This is a genomic window from Mycobacterium sp. BMJ-28 (assembly GCF_054404835.1).
The window spans coordinates 3,761,608-3,783,022 of sequence record NZ_CM136783.1; the positions used below are offsets into that span (position 1 = coordinate 3,761,608).

The following is a 21,415-nucleotide window of genomic DNA, read 5'->3' on the forward strand; positions in this document are numbered from 1 at the left end:
GTTGTTCGATGGGTGTTGTCAAGGGCGCGCCTCGAACACCAGGTTGAACGGTGTCTCGGCGGCGCGCCGGAACCGGGTGAATCCGCCGCCCGTCATCACCTCGGCCAACCGGCGCTCGCCGGCCTGCGCGCCGAGTGCCGGACCGTGCTGCGCCAGCGAGACGGGCACGCAGATGAGCGAGGACGCACCGTAGAACACCCTGCCGACCGGATTCAGGTTGTCGGCCACGGCATCACCGGCGAACGGTTCCACCAGCAGGCAATGGCCGTCGGGCTTGAGGGCCTGGCGGGCCCGGGCCGCCGCACCGGACGGGTCGGCCATGTCGTGCAGACAATCGAAGAAGGCGATCAGGTCGTAGTCGCCGCCGCCGTACGTCGTCGCGTCGGCCACCTCGAAGGACGCATTGAGTACGCCGGCGGCCGCCGCATGCGCACGCGCGGTGTCGATGGATGGGCCGTGGTAGTCGATCCCGACGAACTGCGAGTCGGGAAACGCCTGTGCCATCAGGATTGTGGTGACACCGTGCCCGCAGCCGATGTCGGCGGCCTTCGCCCCGGTCCTGAGTTTCTCGACGGCCCCGTCGAGCGCGGGCAACCAGGCGGTCAGCAGGTGGGCGTTGTACCCGGCCCGGAAGAACCGCTCCGTCCCGCGGAACAGACACGGATGGTGCTCACCCCATTCCATGCCCGCGCCCGTGCGAAAATTCTCGACCGCTCGCGCCTTGACGTGGAACAGGTCCTCGACCACCGAATAGCCGCCCGGCAGATCCACCGGCCCGTCCGGGTTCGCCAGGCACAGTGCCTGCTCTTCGCTCAGGTGATAGGTGTCGCTGGCACCGTCGTATTCGACGTAGCCACCCGCGGCCTGATTGCCCAGCCACTCCCGCACATAGCGCTCGTCGGTGCCGGTTCGTTCGGCCAGGCCGGCGGAGGTCAGGTGCTCTTCGGCCAGTGCCGCGTACAGTCCGAGCTCGTCGCCGATCAGGACCAGCATGGCACTCATCGCCGCACCGAGATCGCCTATCGCCCGGCCCAGAAAAGCGTTCAGCTTGTCTTCGTCGACGACCATGACCGGCTCCTTCGCCCGGGACACCCAGGCGGGCATCCGCAAACACGAACGTACTCCGAGCCAATGCCCGAGACCCGGGTTTGGACAATCAGGCGCCGTGCCGGCAACTTCGTTGTCGGGTCAGACCGCTACCACTGTGAACCCTGGCACACCAGGCTGTAGGGCGCGTCCTGGGCGACGATCACCTGGCCGTCCACGGCGACGTCACAATGCGGGTTCGGTGCCCCGACACCACCCTTGGTGGTGCTGCTCACCTGAAGGATGGCCCACTGCGGGTCGGCGAGGGTCGTCTCGAAGACCCACGGCGTGTCGGGCCCCACATTGATGGTCTCGCGCTTCACGAACGAGTAGGCATCGGCGTTGTAGGCGGCCTTGTCGGCCGGCTGTGCCGTCAGGTACAGCACCTGGAAGTCATACGGGGCCGCCGAGGTGAGCGTGTAGCGAACCTGGTGGCCGGCGGCGGCCGGTTCGGCCTGCGCCACGCCGCTTCCCGTAGTCAGGGCCGCGCCCGCCACCAGTGCCGCGCCGACCGTCGCTCCGACCTTGCTCATACCTTTTCGCATGTCCGTCACATCGCCGGACGCTACCCGATCGTTACAACTGCCACATGTCCACCGGGGGTCACCCCGGCGCGGCACCCGACAGTTCCAGCAGCATGGTCACCGGACCGTCGTTGACCAGTTCCACCGACATATCCGCGCCGAACACCCCGGTGCTCACCTGCGCACCGAGTTCGCGCAGTGCAGCGGCGAACGCGTCCACCAGCGGTTCGGCGACCGGCCGGGGTGCGGCGGCGTTCCAGGACGGCCGGCGGCCCTTGACGGTGTTGGCGTACAGCGTGAACTGGCTGACCACCAGGATCGGGGCGGCCACATCGGCGGCAGCCTTTTCGTCATCCAGAATGCGCAACCGCCAAAGCTTTTCGGCCATCTTCCCCGCCAGCGCGACGTCATCGGTGTGGGTGATCCCGACGAGCGCGAGCAGGCCCTGCCCGGTGGGGTCGATCCGGCCGACGGTCTGGCCGTCCACCACCACGCGGGCCGAGGTGACCCGTTGCACCAGAACCCGCATACCGCGACCTTAGAGTGTGAGCCATGACCACACCCGGGCGGCTGCACATCCTGGCCGAGCAGGGCGGTCTGGTGATTGCCGAGAACGGTCCGGTGCTGCTGGTGATCGACCGGGGCGGCGGATCGACGCGGACGGTGGCGTTCGTCCTGGCGATCCTGACCTTGGTGTGCGGTGGGTTCGGGTTGGTGTCCCTGTTCGCCGCGGACATTCCGGTCGCCGTCGCGGCGGTGCTGCTGCTGGTGGGGCTGGTGTGCGGCGTGGGCGCGGTCTACGCCGGCAGGTCGGTGCGCCGGCGCCGGCTGTCCCCGCTGAGCGCGTTCACTCCGGTCGCGATCCTGGACAGGCAGGGACGGGTGTACCGCGACGGCGCCGGCCAACCCGTGGCGCCGCTGGACCACGTGCGCTTCGAGCGCCGGATGCAGGCCACCTCCAGCTCGGCGATGCTGGTGGCCGTCACCCCGGTCGGGACACGAATTCTCAAGCGCGGCAATCCATTCGGCGGCGACATCGGCAACCTGGATCGGGTGCTCACCGCCGCGGTGTCCGGACCCTAGCCCAGCCGGGCCAGCACCTCGGCGACCACGTCACCCGCGGCGACATCGGTCTGCTCACCGTTGGACAGGTCCTTCACGCCGACGGTGCCAGCCTCGATGTCGCGGTCACCGGCGACCAGGGCCAGCCTGGCACCGGAGCGGTCCGCGCCGCGCATGGCGCCCTTGAGCCCGCGGTCCCCGTAGGCCAGGTCGACGCGCACCCCCGCAGCGCGCAGCGCCGCGGCGATCTTGGCCAGCTCGAGTTTGGCCGTCTCCCCCAGCGGAACCCCGTAGACGTCGACGCGTCCGGTCGCTCCCACCGTCTTGCCTTCGGCCTTCAGCGCCAGCAGCGTGCGGTCCACCCCGAGGCCGAACCCGATGCCGGACAGGTCTTGGCCACCGAGCTGGCGCATCAGTCCGTCGTAGCGGCCGCCGCCGCCGATCCCGGATTGCGCGCCCAGACCGTCGTGCACGAATTCGAACGTCGTCTTGGTGTAGTAGTCCAGACCGCGCACCATCCTCGGATTGACCACGTACGGCACGCCGAGCGCGTCGAGGTGTGCCAGCACCGTCTCGAAATGTGCCTTGGCGACGTCGGAGAGGTGATCCAGCATCAGTGGCGCACCGGCGGTCATCTCGCGCACCGCGGGCCGCTTGTCGTCGAGCACCCGCAGCGGGTTGATCTCGGCGCGACGCCGGGTTTCCTCGTCGAGGTCGAGCCGGAACAGGAACTCCTGCAGCAGCTCCCGGTACTGCGGGCGGCAGGTGTCGTCGCCCAGCGAGGTGATCTCCAGCCGGAATCCGTCCAGTCCGAGTGACCGGAACCCGGCGTCCGCGATCGCGATCACCTCGGCGTCCAGCGCGGGATCGTCGACCCCGATGGCCTCCACACCGACCTGCTGCAACTGCCGGTACCGGCCGGCCTGTGGCCGTTCGTAGCGGAAGAACGGGCCGGCGTAGCAGAGCTTGACGGGGAGCTGGCCGCGGTCGGCGCCGTGTTCGATGACCGCGCGCATCACCCCTGCGGTGCCCTCCGGACGCAGGGTCACCGAGCGCTCACCGCGGTCGGCGAAGGTGTACATCTCCTTGCTCACCACGTCGGTGGATTCGCCCACACCCCGGGCGAACAGCGCGGTGTCCTCGAAGACGGGCAGCTCGATATCGCCGTACCCGGCGCGTCGCGCGGCGCCGAGCAGGCCGTCGCGCACCGCGACGAACTGGGCGGAGTCCGGCGGCAGGTAGTCGGGCACGCCCTTGGGTGCTTTGAACTCAGACACAGATTTCACTCACAGAGTCAGACCTTCGAGGAATGGGTTGGTTCGGCGCTCGATGCCGATCGTGGATCGCGGACCGTGCCCAGGTAGTACCACGGTGTCATCGTCGAGCACCAATAGTTTTGTCACGATCGAGGTGAGCAGTTGGCGTCCGCTGCCGCCGAGCAGGTCGCTTCGGCCGATCGCCCCCTTGAACAGCGTGTCACCGGTGAAGGCGTTCTGCTGAATCCGGAACACCACCGATCCCGGGGTGTGCCCGGGCGTGTGATCGACGGTGACGGGGATACCGCCCAGGTCGAGGATGTCGCCGTCGGTGGTCAGCTCGACCACCTGCTTGGGCTCGGTGAAGAACGCGGCCAGCGCCCGTTTCCCGAACCCGAGAAACAACGACTGCGCTCTGCCCCAGGCGTTGCCCGTCGCTCCGCTCGCCCCAGGCACGGAAAGATCCATGATCGGATCGGTCAGCATCGCCCGGTCCTCGGGGTGGATGTACACCGGGCAGCCGTAGGTGTCGGCCACCTTCTGCGCCGACCACATGTGATCGATGTGGCCATGGGTGAGCAGCACCGCCGCCGGGGTCAGCCGGTGCCGGTCCAAGATCCGCTGCAACTGGCCGGATGCTCGCTGCCCGGGGTCGACGACGACGGCGTCGGCGCCCTCGTGCGGCGCGACGACGTAGCAATTGCACGCCAGCACGCCGGCCGGGAATCCGGTGATCAACACGTCGCCATTTTCCCATGCCGGGTTTCCCGACCGCGGGTCGCGCCACGCGCACTCAGTAAGGCCTGGCACACTCGGTGCCGAGTATGACCCTGACGTAGGAGGACAGCGGCGGTGCCGACGAACAAACAGCGACGGGAAACGGCCCAGCGCAAGCTCGACCGGCAGCTCGAGCGGCGCGCCGCGCAGGCCAAGCGGCGCAAACTCTTCACCATCATCGCCTCGGTGGTGGGAGCCGTCGTGGTCGCCGGGGCCGCGGTGTTCACCGTCATCTACACCAACAAGGATTCCGGCAGCGCCACCGCGTCGGCCTCGCCCAATGCGTCGACCTCCGCCGCGCCGCAACCCGCGGCCGACGGCAAGCTGCCCGCCTTCGTCGCCCCGGCGGATCTGGGCGCCAACTGCCAGTACCCGGCCACCACCGAGCCGGCCAGCAAGAAGGTCAACCCGCCGCGCACCGGCAAGGTCCCGACCGACCCGCCGCAGATCAGCGTCAGCATGGCGACCAACCAGGGCAATATCGGTCTGCAACTGGACAATGCCAAGACCCCGTGCACGGTGAACAGCTTCGCCAGCCTGGCCCAGCAGGGTTACTTCAACGACACGCAGTGCCACCGGCTCACCACCGGCGGACTCGCGGTGCTGCAGTGCGGCGATCCGACCGCGCAGGGCACCGGCGGGCCCGGATACCAGTTCGCCAACGAGTACCCGACCAACCAGTACCAGCCCGACAACCCGGCGCTGCAGCAGCCGGTGCTCTACCCCCGCGGCACCCTGGCCATGGCCAACGCCGGCGCGGGCACCAACGGCAGCCAGTTCTTCCTGGTGTACCAGGATTCGCAGCTGCCGCCGAACTACACCGTCTTCGGCACCATCGACCAGACCGGCCTGGCGACCCTGGACAAGATCGCCAAGGCCGGCGTGGCCGGTGGCGGTCAGGACGGCAAGCCGGCGCAGGACGTCGCGGTGAAGTCGATCCAGCTCGACTGAGTCGGTGACGGTTCCGCCGCCCTACGGTGGCTATCCCCCGCCGCCCTACGGGTATGGGCCGCCGCCCGGCTATCCGCCGGCGCCGCGGCCGACCAACTCGCTGGCGGTCGCCGCGCTGATCTGTGCCTTCCTGGTGGCCCCGCTCGGCATCGTGTTCGGCCACGTGTCGCTGTCGCAGATCAAGCGCAGCGGCGAGGAAGGCCGCGGGATGGCGATCGCGGGACTGGTGATCGGCTACGTGGTCACCGTGCTGGGCACGCTGGTGCTGGTGTTCACCATCCTGGTGACCCGGCTGGTGCTCGAAGACTTCCGCAACGGGCTCGACCGGTATGAGTGGACGCCGGGCATCACCGCGGCCCCGTCGGCCGGTGAGCCGTTGCCCTCGTTCAAGCCGCCGGCAACGCTCGGGTCGAACTGCCAATACCCGGCCACCACCGAGCCCGCCGTGCGCCCGGTGACGCCGCCCCGGGTGGGCAAGGTGCCGACCACTCCGCCGACGGTGGCCGGCGTCATCGCCACCGACCGCGGCGCCATCCCCATCGAACTGGACAACGCCAAGGCCCCGTGCACGGTCAACAACTTCGCCAGCCTGGCCGCGCAGGGCTTCTACAACGGCACGCCGTGCCACCGGCTGACGACGGGCTCCGACCTCGGAGTGCTGCAGTGTGGCGATCCGTCCGGCACCGGTAAGGGCGGCCCCGGCTACCAGTTCCCCAACGAGTACCCGACCAATCAATACCGGCTGACCGATCCGGCGATGAAGAACCCGGTGATCTATCCGCGCGGCACCCTGGCGATGGCCAACGCCGGGCCGGGCACCAACGGCAGCCAGTTCTTCCTGGTGTACAAGGACTCCCGGTTGCCACCCACCTACACCGCGTTCGGCACCATCGCCGAGCCCGGTCTGACGGTGCTCGATCAGATCGCCGCCAACGGGGTGGCCGGCGGCGCCGACGACGGGAAGCCCGCCGCGCCGGTGAACGTCGCGACGGTCCGGGTGCAGTGACGGCTTGGCCCCGCGGGGTCAGTTGCGCTTGGACTGGATGTAGAACTCGACGTCGTCGCCGTTGACCTTGGTGATCTTCATGTGTGCGGTGTAGTTGCCGTCCGGACCGGTGAAATGACAGTCGAATTCCGTGCCGACATCGGCCTTCACCCCCGACGGGCAGTTCACGTCGGTCGGTTTGAATCCGGTCTTGGACACCACCTTGACCACCTGCTCGGCCGCCCCTTCCGGCTTGATGGTGGCACCACAGCCGGCCAGTAGAACGGCCAGCGAGGCGAGGACGACCAGTACGGCGGCGCGCATCGTCGCAGTATTGCAGCCGGTGAGACCGGTGTCACCCGGCCGGCTGAGATGATGTCGGGCGCGGCGCGTGTTGATACACGGACGTGTGTCGAACCCATCCGGTGAGGAGACGACGTGACGGCTGACGCTGCCACCACGGTCGAAGTGCAGCGGGGCGCCTACACGCTGCTGCTGGTCCTCAGTGGCGTCGCACTGGGCGTCTCCGGGGTACCGGCCCCGCTGTACGGGATGTATGAGGAGGTCTGGCACCTCACCCCATTGGCCACCACGATCATCTTCGCCGTCTACGCGCTGGCTGCGCTCGCCGCCGTACTGGTCTCCGGCCGAATCTCCGACGCCATCGGCCGCAAACCGGTGCTGCTCGGTGCGCTGGTGGCGATGATCGTCGGCCTGGGCGTCTTCCTGATCGCCGACAACATGGCGATGCTGCTCGTCGCGCGGGTCATCCACGGCGCCGCGGTCGGATCCATCGTGGTCGCCGGCGCGGCCGCCCTGCTGGATCTGCGTCCGCACCACCGAGTGCGCTCGGGCCAGTTGTCCGGCGTCGCGTTCAACATCGGGATGACCGTCGCCATCGTCGGCTCATCGATCCTCGCGCAATACGCACCACACCCGATGCGCACCCCGTACGCGGTGGTGGCGGCGATCGTCGCCCTCGTCGGTATCGGCGTCATCGCGCTACGGGAACCACACCTGGCCCGCACCCGTGGGCCGATCCGGCTCGCCCGCCCGTCCGTGCCCGCGGACATCCGCAGCGACTTCTGGTTCGCCGCGCTCGGCGCGGCCGCCTCCTGGTCGGTGCTCGGCGTGCTGCTGTCGTTGTATCCCTCGCTGGCCGCCCAGCAGACGCATGTGCACAACGTGGTGTTCGGCGGCGTCGTGGTGGGTACCACCGCCTTCGCGGCCGCGTTGGCACAGTTGTGGTCTGCCCGGGTGCCGGCCCACCGCGCCGCGATCTACGGCGATATCGGGATGGCGGTGGCGCTGGCGATCACCATTCCGGTGCTCGCCACCGGGAATCAGTGGCTGGTGTTCGGCGCCGCCGCACTGCTCGGGGCCACCTTCGGGCTCGGTTTCGGCGGTTCACTGCGCCACCTGTCCGACGTGGTGCCGGCCGATCGGCGCGGTGAGACCATGTCCGCGTTCTATCTGCTCGCCTACTCCGCCATGGCGGTGCCCACCATCATCGCCGGCTGGGCGGCCACCCGGTGGCAGCTGCACGCGGTGTTCCCGTGGTTTGCCGGCGCGGTGGCGCTGGCCTGCCTGGGCGCGGCGGGGGTCGGCGCGCTGACCACCCGCCGGGCCGCCCAGGCTTGACTGCGGCTCACGCCGCTGCGGCTTGACTGCGGCTCACGCCGCCCAGGCTTGACTGCGGCTCACGCCGCCCAGGCTTGACTGCGGCTCACGCCGCGGAAGTCACCCGGTAGACGTCGTACACACCCTCGACATTGCGCACCACGTTCAGCACGTGGCCCAGATGTTTGGGATCGCCCATCTCGAAGGTGAACCGGCTGATCGCCACCCGGTCATTGGACGTGGTCACCGAGGCCGAAAGGATGTTCACCTTCTCGTCGGCGAGCACCCGGGTGACATCCGAGAGCAATCGGTGCCGGTCCAGGGCTTCCACCTGGATGGCCACCAGAAACACCGACGACGGGGACGGCGCCCAGTGCACCTCGATGATGCGCTCGGACTGGTCCTGTAGCGACGCCGCGTTGGTGCAGTCGGTGCGGTGCACGCTGACGCCGCCGCCGCGGGTGACGAATCCGAGGATGTTGTCCCCGGGTACCGGTGTGCAGCATTTGGCCAGCTTGGTCAGCACGCCGACGGCACCGGGTACCGACACCCCGACGTCGTCACTGGTGCGTTGCCGCGCCTGCATGGTGGCCGGGGTGGACCGCTCGGCGATCTCGTCCTCGGCCTCGTCATCACCACCGAGTTGGGCCACCAGCCGCTGCACCACGTGCCGCGCCGAGGTGTGCCCCTCCCCGACCGCGGTGTAGAGCGCCGAGACGTCGGCGTAGTGCAACTCGCGCGCCAGCGCGCCCATCGACTCGGCATTCATCAAGCGCTGCAACGGAAGTCCACCGCGGCGCACCTCACGGGCGATCGCGTCCTTGCCGGCCTCCAGCGCCTCCTCGCGGCGCTCTTTGGCGAACCACTGCCGGATCTTGGCCTTGGCCCGCGGGGACACCACGAACGTCTGCCAGTCCCGGGACGGTCCCGCCGTGGTGGCCTTCGACGTGAAAACCTCGACCTGGTCCCCGTTTTCGAGCTTGCGTTCCAGGGCCACCAGCCGGCCGTTCACCCGTGCGCCGATACACCGGTGGCCGACCTCGGTGTGCACCGCGTAGGCGAAGTCCACCGGTGTCGACCCGGTCGGCAGGGTGACCACGTCCCCCTTCGGGGTGAACACGAAAATCTCCTGCACCGCGAGGTCGTAGCGCAACGACTCCAGGAACTCCCCGGGGTCCGCGGCTTCCCGCTGCCAGTCCAGCAGCTGGCGCATCCAGGCCATCTCGTCGATCTCGGAGGCCAGGTGTCCCGCCGGTAATCCGTTGCGGCCCTTGGCTTCCTTGTAGCGCCAGTGCGCCGCGATACCGAATTCGGCGGTGTCGTGCATCTCGATGGTGCGGATCTGCACCTCCAGCGGTTTGCCTTCCGGCCCGACCACCGTGGTGTGCAGGGACTGGTAGACGCCGTAGCGCGGCTGGGCGATGTAATCCTTGAATCGGCCGGCCATCGGCTGCCACAACGAGTGCACCACGCCCACGGCCGCGTAGCAGTCGCGCATGTCGTCGCAGAGGATGCGCACACCGACCAGGTCGTGGATATCGTCGAAATCGCGGCCCTTGACGATCATCTTCTGATAGATCGACCAGTAGTGCTTGGGCCGCCCTTCGACTTTGGCGCTGATCTTCATGGCGCTCAACGCGGTGCCGATCTCGGCGCGCACCTTGGCCAGATAGGTGTCCCGCGACGGCGCCCGGTCGGCCACCAGCCGCACGATCTCCTCATAACGCTTCGGGTGCAGGATCGCGAACGACAGGTCCTCCAGCTCCCATTTGACCGTCGCCATACCCAGCCGATGCGCAAGGGGAGCAATGACTTCCAGCGTCTCACGGGCTTTGCGAGCCTGTTTCTCCGGCGGCAGGAAGCGCATGGTGCGCATATTGTGCAGCCGGTCGGCGACCTTGATCACCAGCACCCGCGGATCCCGGGCCATCGCGATGATCATCTTGCGGATGGTCTCGCCCTCGGCCGCGGTGCCCAGGGCCACCTTGTCCAGCTTGGTCACCCCGTCGACCAGATGCCCGACCTCACTGCCGAAGTCGGTGGTCAGCGCCTCCAGCGTGTAGCCGGTGTCCTCGACGGTGTCGTGCAGCAACGCGGCCACCAGCGTGGTGGTGTCCATACCCAGCTCGGCCAGGATGTTCGCCACCGCCAGCGGATGGGTGATGTACGGGTCGCCGGATTTGCGCATCTGGGAGGCGTGGCGCTGCTCGGCAACGTCGTACGCCCGCTGCAGGATCGCCAGATCGGCCTTGGGATGGAACTCGCGGTGCACCGCGACCAGCGGTTCGAGCACGGGATTGACCAGGCTGCGCTGCGCCGTCATCCGGCGGGCCAGCCGCGCCCGAACCCGGCGGGACGCACTGATCTTCGAGGTGTCCAGCGCCGCGGTGTCCCCCGGCTGTGGCGGAACCGCGACGGTCTGCCCCGCGACGGGTTCGTCGGCCATGCTCACCTCCTGGAGTTAAAGGATATCCCTCACGCCGTTCACACCGTGGTCAGGCTGGTGACCCGCAACGGATGTACCGCGGCACGCCCGTCCAGCGCCATCAGCTCCAGCACCACCGCGGCACCGGTCACCCGTGCCCCGCTGCGCTCCAGCAGCCGGGCCGCGGCGGCCAGGGTCCCACCGGTGGCCAGCACGTCGTCTATCACCAGAACGCGGCGGCCGGCCATGTCGATACCGTCGGCCGGGATCTCCAGCGTGGCCGATCCGTACTCCAGCTGGTAGCGCTCGGCGTGCACCGGCGGCGGCAGTTTGCCGCCCTTGCGCACCGCCAGCACTCCGGTGCCGAGTTTGAGGGCCACGGCGGCCCCGAGCAGGAAGCCGCGGGCATCGATCCCGGCGATCAGATCGGCGCCGTCGGCCGCCTCGGCCAGCGCGTCGGTGATGACGGCCAGACCGCGCGCGTCCGCCAGCACCGGGGTGAGGTCCTTGAACTGCACTCCCGGTTGCGGGAAGTCGGCGACGTTGCGGGTCAGCTCGGCGATCACGGCCGCGGCGTCAGACACGTTTCATCCCTCTAGAACCCACCTATCCATGTTCCATCCGGCGCCCCAGCGGGTCGGATTCGCCTGTACCGCCGACACCTTCTTCGACGTGAGCAGCGTGCGCTGCTGACGGTACAGCGGCAGGGTCGGAATATCGCTCCACAGAATCGGCCCGGCCTCCCCCAGCAGCCTGGTCAGCTCCTTGGGATCCGCGGTCACCGCCAGTGCGTCGATGATGCCGTCGACCCGCTCGTTGGCGTAACCGGACAGGTTGTTGCCGTTGCCAAAACGCAGATCGTAGGCGTCCAGCGCCGACGACCCGGTCGACCCGCTGCCCACGGATCCGCCGGTGCTGCCGATCAGAACGTCGATGCTGTTGTCGCGCAGGCTTTGCGGTCCCACCGAGTCACCGGACTGGTCGGTGACGGTGATACCCGCGGGCGCGCAGGACTGCGCGATCGCGCCGACCGTCGCGGCGATCCTGGCGTTGGGGGTCTGGTAGCCGATCCGCACCGTCAGCGGTTGGTTGTTCAACGCCGCGCGCGCGGCATCCGCATTGGCCACACTGAACTGCCCTGCCTCGGCGGCACTTTCGGCCGCGGCCAGCGCGTCGTCGGCGGTCGGGCTGAGCCGGGCGTTGGCGATCGGCACGTCCGCATTGCGGGCGATCGTGTCCCGCGGGGTGCACAGGGCCAGCGCACGGCGGGCGGGCGCGGCCGCCAACGGTCCCTGCGCGGAGAAGATCAGCTGCTCGATCCCGGCGGACGGGGTGTCGGTACGGGTATAGCCCGCAGGCAGATTCAGCGTGCCCGACGACCCGGTGGCGACGTCGACGACATCGAACGCACCGCGGTTCACCCGGTCCTGGATGTCGGCTCCCCTGGGCCACACCGTCACCCGCTGGGCGACCGGTTTGACCCCCCACCACTTGTCGTTCGCGGTGAGCACCACCGCGCCGTCCTTGGTCACCGACTCGATTTTGTAGGGACCCGAGGACGGGAACCGCTTCATGTCGGCGTCGGGCCCCAAGTTCCACACGGTGTTCCACGCCTGGGCGATACGGTCGATGACCGGGGCATCGCCGGTCTGCAACGCCGTGGTCACCGCACCGTCACCGAGGCCGAGCTGATCGGCGATCACGTGGGACGGCATCAGCGAGGTGGCGCCGAAGAGCTGCCCGTAGTCGACGACGCCGCGGTCCTGGGCGAACGTGACCCTGGCCTTCTTCTGGCCGGGGGCGCAGTCGACGGTGGCGACGTCGCGGTAACCGGCGGTGCTGGCCGCATCGAAACCCGGATTCCGCCCGGATTGCGCCGCCCAGGTCAGCACCATGTCGTCGCAGGTGATCGGTTTGCCGTCGGAATACACCGCGTTGGCGTTGATCTCGTAGTCCAGGATCAGCGGAGACCGGCCCACCACCGCGACGCTGCCGTAGTCCCGATCGCCGATGATCTGGCCGTCGGGCCCGCGGTAGGTGAATGCGGTCTGCACGCGCGCGAAGGCCTGCGGGCCGCCGGAGGCGGCGCCGGTCACCGTGTTGGTGTTGTAGCTGATCAGTGTTCCGTCGACGGCGTAGTCGATGACCTGATCAGCGCCGGCCGAACAGCCCGACACCACCAGCGTCAGAGCGGCAATCGCCGCACCGGTCCGTGCGATCGCCCGCCCACGCACTAGCGACGCCGCTTGCCCGGCGGTCGGTTCGGCCGGGCCGGGCGCGCCCCGGGAGCGGGCTTGTCCGGTGCCGGCGTGGTGACGGTGTCCTCGACGACGGAGTCCTCCACGGCGCCCGCATCGGCTTTCGCGGCTACGCCCGCATCGGCTTTCGCGGCTGCGCCCGCATCGGCTTTCGCGGCTGCGCCGCGGCGACGCAGCACCCGCTTGGTGTGGGTGCGCACCAGGTCGGTGCGCTCACGCATGGTGACCAGCAGCGGGGTGGCGAAGTAGATGGACGAATAGGTGCCGACGATGATGCCGACCAGCTGCACCAGCGCGAGGTCCTTCAAGGTGCCGACCCCGAGCAGCCAGACCGCGACCACGATGAGCGCCAGGATCGGCAGCAGCGAGATGAGGCTGGTGTTGATCGACCGCATGAAGGTCTGGTTCACGGCCAGGTTGGCCTGTTCGGCGAACGTGCGCCGGGTGGTGTGCTCGAATCCGTGGGTGTTTTCCTCGACCTTGTCGAACACGATGACGGTGTCGTAGATGGAGAAACCCAGAATCGTGAGCAGACCGATGACCGTCGCGGGAGTGACCTCGAAGCCGACCAGCGCGTACACCCCTGCGGTCACGATGATGTCGAAGAACATGGCCGCCAGCGCCGAGATGGCCATATATCGCTCGTAGCGCACGGTGATGTAGATCGAGACGATCACCAGGAACACCACCAGCGCGATCAGCGCCTTCTTGGTGATCTGGCCACCCCAGGTTGAGGACACCGCCGAGTCACTGATGGCCTGCTTGCTGGGCTTACCGTCGGAACCCTTGGGCTCGAACGCATCGAAGAGGGCGACGCGCAGCTTCTCGGTGTCCGCGTTGCTCAGCGTCTCGGTGCGGATCTGCACGGTGGCCGATGCGCCGTTGCCGACGATCACCACCGACTCCGGTGCGGCGCCAAGGGCATTGCCGAACACCGTCTCGACCTGTTCCGCGGTCGCCTGGGCCTTGACCCCGTCGACGGGCATGGACACCTTGGTGCCGCCCTCGAAGTCGATACCGAAGGTGAAGCCGCGGATCAACATCGCGCCGAGAGCGACGGCGACGATGACGCCGCTGATGATGAACCACATCTTGCGCTTGCCGATGACCTCGAACGCACCGGTGCCGGTGTAGAGCCGGACGAAGAAGCTGTGCTTCGGCAGGTTCGCGGCGTCGGTGGCGTCGAGCGCGGGCGCCTCGACGGCGCCGGACTCGTCGATATCGGTGGTGTCAGTGCTGTGTTTGGCGGACATCCGTCATCCCCGTCCCGTGGTGTGCGCGGCACGCCGCTCGCGGGCGATCTGCTGCACCGCGCCGAGCCCGTTGAATGCCGGCTTGGACAGCGTCGCCGATTTGGTGGACAGGTAGACCAGCGGCCAGGTGACCAGGAAGACCACCAGCACGTCCAGGATGGTCGTCAGGCCCAGGGTGAACGCGAAGCCCTTCACCTGGCCGACCGCCAGCACGTAGAGCACCGCCGCGGCAAGGAAGGTGACGGCGTTGCCCGACAGGATGGTCTTGCGGGCGCGGGCCCAGCCTCGCGGCACCGCCGACCGGTAGGACCGGCCCTCGCGAATCTCGTCCTTGATGCGTTCGAAGAACACCACGAAGGAGTCGGCGGTGGTGCCGATACCGATGATCAGACCCGCGATACCGGCCAGGTCCAGCGTGTAGTTGATGTATCTGCCGAGCAGTACCAGAAGCGCGAACACCATGGCACCGGAGGCGACCAGCGACAGCGCCGTCAGCAGGCCGAGCACGCGGTAATAGAGCAGCGCGTACACCAGCACCAGCGCCAGACCGATGGCACCGGCGATGAGGCCGGCCCGCAGTGACGTCAAACCGAGTGTGGCCGAGACGGTTTCGGCTTCCGACGACTCGAAGGACAGCGGCAGCGAGCCGTACTTCAGCACGTTGGCCAACTCGCGCGCCGAATCCTGGGTGAATCGCCCGGTGATCTGGGTGCGACCGCCGGGGATCGCCTCCTGGATCTCCGGGGCGCTGACCACCTGCGAGTCGAGGGTGAACGCGGTCTGGGTGCCGACATTGGCGGCGGTGAAGTCCGCCCAGGTCTTGGCGCCCTCGCTCTTGAACTGCACGTCGACGACGTAGTCGCCGCGCTGCTGATCCAGACCCGAGCTGGCGCTCTCGATCTGTTCACCGCTCATGATCGACTTGTCCAGCAGATACACCGTGGAATGGTCGGTCGAGCAGGTCACCAGCGGCAGGTTCGGATCGTCGTTACCGGCCAGCACGTCCTCGTCGTTGCAACGGGTGGCCTGGAACTGCAGGGCCAGCAACTGGATGCTCTGATCGGCGCTCTGGCGCAGCTGCTTCTCATCGGAAATGCGCTGGGCCAGATCGGCTTTGGCTTGCGGGGTGCCCGGCGGCGCGGGTGCGGGTGCCGGGGCGCCGGGGGCCGGGGCTGCCGGTGCGCCGGGCGCGGGGGCAGGCGCCGGCGTGCCCGGAGCGGGTGGCTCGGGTGTCGGAGCGGGCTCCTGCGGGTAGGGCCGAGGCTGTGCCGGCGGGGTCGAACCCGCCTGCCCGGGCGGGGCGATGGGGGCTTCCGGCTCGGCCGGTGCCAGCAGTGGCGGTCCACCGGGCGGAGCGCCCGGCGGGGCACCCGGAGGCGCTCCGGGAGCGCCCGGCGGCTGCTGCTGGCCCTGGCCCTGGCCCTGCGCGGGAATCGCGTGGATGACCGGGCGGATGTAGAGGCGCGCGGTCTGACCGAGGTTGCGGGCCTCGCTGCCGTCGTTGCCCGGCACGGTGATCACCAGGTTGTTGCCGTCGATGACGACTTCGGACCCGGACACGCCCAGGCCGTTGACACGCGAGCTGATGATCTCCTGCGCCTGCATCAGCGACTCGCGCGAGGGCTCGGAGCCGTCCGGGGTACGCGCGGTCAGGGTGACACGGGTGCCACCCTGCAGGTCGATGCCCAGCTTGGGTTTGGCCTGCTTGTCGCCGGTGAGGAAGACGAGGAGGTAGACGCCGACCAGAAGGATCAGAAAGAGCGCCAGATAGCGCGCAGGATGCACCGGCGCCGAACTCGATGCCACGGTTTTTGGGTCTCCTTGGAAGCGGTCTACACGGAGCGAGCGTTACGGGGAGGGTACGCGGTGAGGCTGAGTCAGTTGCCGTCAGTCTTGGGTGCCGGACGGTCGGTCAGTTCCACGCCGCCGGACTCTTCGTCGGCGTAGTCATACTCGTCGTCCTCATCGGCGTCCTCGGCGGCGGAGTCCTCGATGCGGTCCCGCACCGCGAGCTTGAGCCACGTCGTGACCACACCGGGCGCGATCTCCAGTTCGACGTTGTCGTCGGAGATGCCGGTGATGGTCGCCTCCAAGCCCGACGTGGTGTGCACGCGGTCACCGATCGCCAGCGATTCATGGAGGTCGATGGTGGCCTGCATGGCCTTCTTCTGGCGGCGCGAGGCGAAGAACATGAATGCGCCCATGATGATGATGAGCGGGAGGAATACGACCAAATCCATGGAACGGCTGTCTTTCGTCATTGTTGCGCGGGCATGGCTGTGCGAACCCGGTCGCGGCGCCTCGTCGCAGACCAGTGTGCCATCACCGCCATCGCCGACTGAGCCGCCCCGCAGTCTCCCCCGGTACCCGGGCACCCCACGATTCGACGGTCGGATAGCGCTGGATCGACGAAACCCGTGGCAAGATTAGGTCCCGCAACACTCGATCCGCAGTCAGACAGCTGTTCAACTTCTGTTTTCACCCGCGTGGGCGGGGGGCCGATTAGGCTTTCGATTGCGTGTCATTCCCCGCTGTGCACACCCCGATCAGGAGTCAACTGTGACTGCCGTCGAGCAGACCCGCCACCTGGCCACCGCCATCCCCGGACCGAAGTCGTCGGCCTTGATCGAGCGCAAGAACGCCGCGGTGTCCCGCGGCGTCGGCACCACCATGCCGGTCTACGCCGCGCGTGCCGCCGGCGGCATCGTCGAGGACATCGACGGTAACCGGCTCATCGATCTGGGTTCGGGTATCGCGGTCACCACCATCGGCAACGCGTCGCCGCGCGTGGTCGACGCGGTCGCCACGCAGGCCGGCCGGTTCACCCACACCTGTTTCATGGTCACCCCGTACGAGGAGTACGTCGAAGTCTGCGAGCACCTCAACCGCTTGACGCCGGGGGCCGGCGACAAACGGTCGGCACTGTTCAACACCGGGTCCGAGGCGGTGGAGAACGCCATCAAGATCGCTCGCTCATATACCCGTAAGCAGGCGGTGGTGGCCTTCGACCACGCCTATCACGGCCGCACCAACCTCACGATGGCGCTGACCGCGAAGTCGATGCCCTACAAGCACGGCTTCGGCCCGTTCGCCCCCGAGGTGTACCGCGCACCGCTGTCCTATCCGTTCCGCGACGCGGAGTTCGGCAAGGAATTGGCCACCGACGGCGAACTGGCCGCCAGGCGCGCCATCAGCGTGATGGACAAGCAGGTCGGCGCGGACAACCTGGCGGCCGTCATCATCGAACCCATTCAGGGCGAGGGCGGCTTCATCGTGCCGGCCGAAGGTTTCCTGGCCACCCTGCTGGACTGGTGCCGCAAGAACGACGTCGTCTTCATCGCCGACGAAGTGCAGACCGGCTTCGCCCGCACCGGCAAGATGTTCGCCTGCGAGCACGAGGGCATCGAGCCCGACCTGATCGTCACCGCCAAGGGCATCGCCGACGGGCTGCCGCTGTCGGCGGTCACCGGCCGCGCCGAGATCATGGACGCGCCACACGTCTCCGGTCTAGGCGGCACCTACGGCGGCAATCCGGTGGCCTGCGCCGCGGCGCTGGCGACCATCGAGACGATCCAGAGCGACGGACTCGTCGCCCGCGCCGCCGACATCGAGGTGCTGATGAAGGAGCGGCTGGGCCGCCTTCAGGCCGACGACGACCGGATCGGCGATGTCCGCGGTCGCGGCGCGATGATCGCCGTCGAACTGGTCAAGCCGGGCACCACCGAACCCGACGCCGACCTGACCAAGGCGCTGTGCGCCGCGGCGCACGCCCAGGGCGTCATCGTATTGTCGTGCGGCACATACGGAAACGTGCTGCGATTCCTGCCGCCGCTGGCCATCTCCGATGATCTGCTGAACGAAGGCCTGGACGTGCTGGCCGCCGCGCTCAAGGCCCTGTGACGGCGTCTTGGCTCAGGCGTGCGTGACCGGCGTGCGCCGGTGCCCGAACCAAAGCCTGCGCCGCATCGGCGCGCGCACCTCGTCCGGTTCGTCGACCTCGGTCGCGAGCGGTCGGCGCGCATAGCCCGCGTCCCGCACGCTGCGTACCGACAGCCGACCCACGGCCATCCCGGCCAATACCGCGATGAGCGTGCCCAGGCCGGTGAAGAACGACAGCTCCAGCAGCAGCACGCCCTGCGAATTCAATGCCGTGGTGGGCGCACCGATATCGCCGAGAGCCAGTGTCGCGGTGAACGACCGGCCGATGACGAACCACGCGCCGGCGGCCACACCCAGCCAGCCGCCCAGCATCGCCGTGGCCCGGTTGCGCGACATCAGCAGGAGCAGGCCCCCGAGCACCGCCACCGCGCCGGGCAGCACCTCCAGCCAGCCCCGTGACGCGGTCCACGTCCAAGCCTGGTTCGGGGTGTATGCGAAATCGATATAGGGGCCGATGAAGGGCGCCAGCGCGCCCCATGCGCCCAAGATCACCAGAAGAAGTCCGCTCGCAGCGCCGCGGCTGCGCGGGATCGCCAGCCGTCCGGTGCGGGCCGGAACCACGGTCTCGGTCATGTTTCCTCCTCGTTCCCGATCGTCGGAGTACCCGCTGTCCCGGGTGCCCAACCGTCGGGCCGAGCCGCTATGCCAGACCGACGGCCACCAGCACCACCGCGATCAACGGGAACACGCCCTGGGTGATGGCCGCGCGGGCCTTGTCCGGTGAGCTGAGCAGCAGCACGAGCGCCGCCGCCAGCATCGATCCCACCCCGGCGAAGATCAGCGCCGCACCCACCGCGTGCTGGCCGGTCAGCAGCGCGCCGATGCCGACGCCGGACACGATGGCCAGGAACAAGTTGTAGAACCCCTGGTTGAACGCGAGTTCCTTGGTGGCCTCCGCCTCATCCGCGGTGATCCCGAAGGTCGCCCGGGTCCGGGCCGACGTCCAGGTCAGCGACTCCATGACGAAGATGTAGACGTGCAGCAACGCGGCAAGGCCCGCGACGATCACACCGGCTGTCAGCATGCCGTCTATTCAAACAGCCCGACCCCGCCCAAACCCGCGATGGGCGGCTGTAACCCCAGGTGTGTCCAGGCTTGCGCCGTCGCGACGCGGCCACGCGGGGTACGGGCGATCATCCCGGCCCGCACCAGAAACGGCTCGCAGACTTCCTCCACCGTGGTGGCTTCCTCCCCCACCGCGACGGCCAGTGTCGACACACCCACCGGTCCGCCGGCGAAGCTGCGGGTCAACGCGGACAGCACGGCGCGGTCCAACCGGTCCAGGCCGAGTTCGTCGACGTCGTAGACCTCCAGAGCCGCCTTGGCGATATCGCGGGTGATGATGCCGTCGGCCCGCACCTCGGCGTAGTCACGTACCCGGCGCAGCAGCCGGTTGGCGATGCGCGGGGTGCCGCGGGAGCGACGGGCCACCTCGGCGCCGGCTTCGGCACCCAACTCGATACCGAGGATGCCGGCCGAGCGGGCCAGCACCCGCTCCAGGTCGGGCGCCTCGTAGAAGTCCATGTGCGCGGTGAAGCCGAACCGGTCGCGCAGCGGCCCGGTCAGCGCACCGGACCGGGTGGTCGCGCCGACCAGGGTGAACGGTGCCACCTCCAGCGGGATCGACGTGGCGCCGGGGCCTTTGCCCACCACGACGTCCACCCGGAAATCCTCCATCGCCAGGTACAGCATCTCCTCGGCGGGCCGGGCGATCCGGTGGATCTCGTCGATGAACAGCACGTCGCCCTCGACGAGGTTGGACAGCATGGCCGCCAGGTCGCCCGCACGTTCCAGGGCCGGCCCCGAGGTGACCCGCAGCGCCGCGCCCAGTTCGGCGGCGATGATCATCGCCAGCGAGGTCTTGCCGAGGCCGGGCGGTCCGGACAGCAGGATGTGGTCCGGTGTGCCGCCGCGGTTCTTGGCGCCTTCCAGGACGAGCTGAAGTTGTTCGCGGACCCGGTGCTGCCCGATGAACTCGTTCAGCGTGCGGGGCCGCAGGCTGGCATCGATATCGCCCTCGCCGACGGTCAGCGCCGGTGAGACCTCCCGCTCGTCGGGCTCCTCGCCCTCGTCCTCGCTGAACCGTCCCACTACTTCTTCCCCAGCATGGACAGCGCCGACCGCAGCGCGCTCGAGGTGGTGGCCTCGGGATCGTCGGCCAGCACCTTGTCGGTGGCATCTTCGGCCTGCTTGGCTGCAAAGCCAAGTCCGACAAGGGCTTCCACGACGGGTCCACGGATTCCGAAACCGCCGGCCGCGGCCGGCCCGGTGCCGGCTATCGCGCCGATCTTGTCGCGCAGCTCGAGCACCATGCGCTCGGCGCCGCGCTTGCCGATCCCGGGCACCCGGGTCAGCGCGGTGACGTCGCCGTCGGCCAGTGCGTGGCGCAGGGCCTGGGCGTCGTAGACCGCGAGGGTGGCCAAAGCGATCTTGGGCCCCACTCCGGACACTCCCAGCAGCGTGGTGAACAGGTCCCGGGCCTCGCCATCGGGGAAGCCGTACAGCGTCATCGAGTCCTCGCGGACGATCATCGCGGTGATCAGCCGGGTCTCGTCACCGCGGCGCAGGGTGGCCAGCGTGGACGGGGTGGCCATCACCTTGTAGCCGACGCCCGCCGCCTCGATGACGGTGTGATCCAGCGCGATGTCGATCACCTCCCCGCGCACCGAGGCGATCATGCCCGGGCCGCCTTCAGCCGGGCCTGATAGGTGCGTCTGGCTTCGGCCGCCTTGGCCTCGGCTTCGGCCATCCTGGCGATCATCGGCGCGCGCCAGCAGTGGCAGATGGCCAGCGCCAACGCGTCCGCGGCGTCGGCGGGTGTCGGCTTCTGTTGCAGGGCAAGGATTTTGGTCACCATGGTGGTGACCTGCGCCTTGTCCGCCCTGCCGTTGCCGGTGACCGCGGCCTTGACCTCGCTGGGCGTGTGGAAGTGCACGTCGATATCGCGCTTGGCCGCCGCCAGCGCGATGACACCGCCGGCTTGGGCGGTACCCATCGCGGTGTTGGCATTCTGGTTGGCGAACACCCGCTCGATGGCGATGACGTCCGGGCGGTGGGTGTCCATCCAGTATTCGACGGCGTCGCTGATGGTGAGCAGCCGCTTGTGCAGCGGACTGTCCGACGGCGTGCGCACCACGTCGACATCCAGGGCGATGACATGCCTGCCCCGGCCGGTCTCGATGACCGACAGGCCGCAGCGCGTCAGCCCGGGATCGACTCCCATTACCCGCACGCCAACCCCTTCACCACAGAACACTTGTTCGATTAGCGTAGCGGCCC

22 protein-coding genes are annotated in these 21,415 nt (G+C 68.7%); 5 read left to right on the top strand and 17 right to left on the bottom strand.

The annotated features are described in order from the left end of the window. Positions 1 to 18: 18 nt before the first annotated feature. From ACXPWS_RS18570 to dtd, 3 genes are all read right to left on the bottom strand, one after another. A complete protein-coding gene (locus ACXPWS_RS18570) occupies positions 19 to 1,068 on the bottom strand; it encodes a class I SAM-dependent methyltransferase (RefSeq protein WP_458708067.1) in 1,050 nt (349 codons plus the stop codon). A 128-nt stretch (positions 1,069 to 1,196) separates the two neighbouring features. Next, positions 1,197 to 1,631 (bottom strand): hypothetical protein, encoded by a 435-nt coding sequence (locus ACXPWS_RS18575; protein WP_458713596.1) that lies wholly within the window; start codon positions 1,629 to 1,631, stop codon positions 1,197 to 1,199. A 58-nt stretch (positions 1,632 to 1,689) separates the two neighbouring features. Further along, a complete protein-coding gene (gene dtd / locus ACXPWS_RS18580) occupies positions 1,690 to 2,139 on the bottom strand; it encodes a D-aminoacyl-tRNA deacylase (protein ID WP_458708068.1) in 450 nt (149 codons plus the stop codon). Positions 2,140 to 2,162: 23 nt separating this feature from the next. On the opposite strand from dtd, the gene ACXPWS_RS18585 reads away from it, so the two are divergent. Then, a complete protein-coding gene (locus tag ACXPWS_RS18585) occupies positions 2,163 to 2,693 on the top strand; it encodes a hypothetical protein (protein WP_458708069.1) in 531 nt (176 codons plus the stop codon). Here ACXPWS_RS18585 and hisS read toward each other — a convergent pair. Further along, entirely contained in the window at positions 2,690 to 3,949 is a 1,260-nt protein-coding gene (gene hisS / locus ACXPWS_RS18590) for a histidine--tRNA ligase (RefSeq protein ID WP_458708070.1), read from the bottom strand. The two genes, ACXPWS_RS18585 and hisS, sit on opposite strands and share 4 nt — an antisense overlap. Before the next feature lie 9 nt (positions 3,950 to 3,958). Further along, positions 3,959 to 4,669 carry an MBL fold metallo-hydrolase gene (locus ACXPWS_RS18595; RefSeq protein WP_458708071.1) on the bottom strand — a complete coding sequence of 237 codons (711 nt, stop codon included), beginning with the start codon at positions 4,667 to 4,669 and terminating at the stop codon, positions 3,959 to 3,961. Between the two features lie 111 nt (positions 4,670 to 4,780). Between ACXPWS_RS18595 and ACXPWS_RS18600 the strand changes: the two genes are divergently transcribed. Continuing rightward, positions 4,781 to 5,656, top strand: a complete 876-nt coding sequence (locus ACXPWS_RS18600) for a peptidylprolyl isomerase (RefSeq protein ID WP_458708072.1) — start codon at positions 4,781 to 4,783, stop codon at positions 5,654 to 5,656. Between the two features lie 4 nt (positions 5,657 to 5,660). Further along, positions 5,661 to 6,662, top strand: coding sequence for a peptidylprolyl isomerase (locus ACXPWS_RS18605; RefSeq protein WP_458708073.1), 1,002 nt, complete (start codon positions 5,661 to 5,663; stop codon positions 6,660 to 6,662). Positions 6,663 to 6,680: 18 nt separating this feature from the next. On the opposite strand, the gene ACXPWS_RS18610 is transcribed toward ACXPWS_RS18605, so the two are convergent. Continuing rightward, on the bottom strand, positions 6,681 to 6,965 hold the full coding sequence (locus tag ACXPWS_RS18610) for a DUF4333 domain-containing protein (RefSeq protein WP_458708074.1): 285 nt from the start codon (positions 6,963 to 6,965) through the stop codon (positions 6,681 to 6,683). Between the two features lie 114 nt (positions 6,966 to 7,079). Here ACXPWS_RS18610 and ACXPWS_RS18615 point away from each other — a divergent pair, with 114 nt between their 5' ends. Further along, positions 7,080 to 8,282, top strand: a complete 1,203-nt coding sequence (locus ACXPWS_RS18615; protein ID WP_458708075.1) for an MFS transporter — start codon at positions 7,080 to 7,082, stop codon at positions 8,280 to 8,282. Between the two features lie 85 nt (positions 8,283 to 8,367). Here ACXPWS_RS18615 and ACXPWS_RS18620 read toward each other — a convergent pair whose 3' ends face one another. From ACXPWS_RS18620 to yajC, 6 genes are all read right to left on the bottom strand, one after another. Further along, on the bottom strand, positions 8,368 to 10,707 hold the full coding sequence (locus ACXPWS_RS18620; RefSeq protein ID WP_458708076.1) for a RelA/SpoT family protein: 2,340 nt from the start codon (positions 10,705 to 10,707) through the stop codon (positions 8,368 to 8,370). A gap of 38 nt (positions 10,708 to 10,745) precedes the next feature. After that, positions 10,746 to 11,270, bottom strand: coding sequence for an adenine phosphoribosyltransferase (locus tag ACXPWS_RS18625; protein ID WP_458708077.1), 525 nt, complete (start codon positions 11,268 to 11,270; stop codon positions 10,746 to 10,748). Between the two features lie 3 nt (positions 11,271 to 11,273). Further along, positions 11,274 to 12,920 (bottom strand): ABC transporter substrate-binding protein, encoded by a 1,647-nt coding sequence (locus ACXPWS_RS18630; protein ID WP_458708078.1) that lies wholly within the window; start codon positions 12,918 to 12,920, stop codon positions 11,274 to 11,276. Next, a complete protein-coding gene (secF, locus tag ACXPWS_RS18635; RefSeq protein WP_458708079.1) occupies positions 12,920 to 14,197 on the bottom strand; it encodes a protein translocase subunit SecF in 1,278 nt (425 codons plus the stop codon). The genes ACXPWS_RS18630 and secF overlap by 1 nt, the downstream gene beginning before the upstream one ends. 3 nt (positions 14,198 to 14,200) lie before the next feature. After that, positions 14,201 to 16,003 carry a protein translocase subunit SecD gene (gene secD, locus ACXPWS_RS18640; RefSeq protein WP_458708080.1) on the bottom strand — a complete coding sequence of 601 codons (1,803 nt, stop codon included), beginning with the start codon at positions 16,001 to 16,003 and terminating at the stop codon, positions 14,201 to 14,203. Between the two features lie 71 nt (positions 16,004 to 16,074). After that, positions 16,075 to 16,437 (bottom strand): preprotein translocase subunit YajC, encoded by a 363-nt coding sequence (gene yajC, locus ACXPWS_RS18645; RefSeq protein ID WP_458708081.1) that lies wholly within the window; start codon positions 16,435 to 16,437, stop codon positions 16,075 to 16,077. A gap of 319 nt (positions 16,438 to 16,756) precedes the next feature. Between yajC and gabT the strand changes: the two genes are divergently transcribed. Beyond that, a complete protein-coding gene (gene gabT / locus ACXPWS_RS18650; RefSeq protein ID WP_458708082.1) occupies positions 16,757 to 18,097 on the top strand; it encodes a 4-aminobutyrate--2-oxoglutarate transaminase in 1,341 nt (446 codons plus the stop codon). A gap of 12 nt (positions 18,098 to 18,109) precedes the next feature. Here gabT and ACXPWS_RS18655 read toward each other — a convergent pair whose 3' ends face one another. The 5 genes from ACXPWS_RS18655 to ruvC form a co-directional block, all read right to left on the bottom strand. Further along, a complete protein-coding gene (locus tag ACXPWS_RS18655; protein WP_458708083.1) occupies positions 18,110 to 18,709 on the bottom strand; it encodes a hypothetical protein in 600 nt (199 codons plus the stop codon). 67 nt (positions 18,710 to 18,776) lie between these two features. Further along, entirely contained in the window at positions 18,777 to 19,160 is a 384-nt protein-coding gene (locus ACXPWS_RS18660) for a DUF1304 domain-containing protein (protein WP_458708084.1), read from the bottom strand. Between the two features lie 5 nt (positions 19,161 to 19,165). Further along, a complete protein-coding gene (gene ruvB, locus ACXPWS_RS18665; protein WP_458708085.1) occupies positions 19,166 to 20,227 on the bottom strand; it encodes a Holliday junction branch migration DNA helicase RuvB in 1,062 nt (353 codons plus the stop codon). Beyond that, positions 20,227 to 20,814 (bottom strand): Holliday junction branch migration protein RuvA, encoded by a 588-nt coding sequence (gene ruvA, locus ACXPWS_RS18670; protein ID WP_458708086.1) that lies wholly within the window; start codon positions 20,812 to 20,814, stop codon positions 20,227 to 20,229. Before ruvA ends, ruvB begins: the two co-directional genes overlap by 1 nt. After that, the gene (gene ruvC / locus ACXPWS_RS18675) at positions 20,811 to 21,368 is read right to left on the bottom strand and encodes a crossover junction endodeoxyribonuclease RuvC (RefSeq protein WP_458708087.1); all 558 of its coding nucleotides are present in this window, start codon (positions 21,366 to 21,368) and stop codon (positions 20,811 to 20,813) included. The genes ruvA and ruvC overlap by 4 nt, the downstream gene beginning before the upstream one ends. Between the last annotated feature and the right edge of the window lie 47 nt (positions 21,369 to 21,415).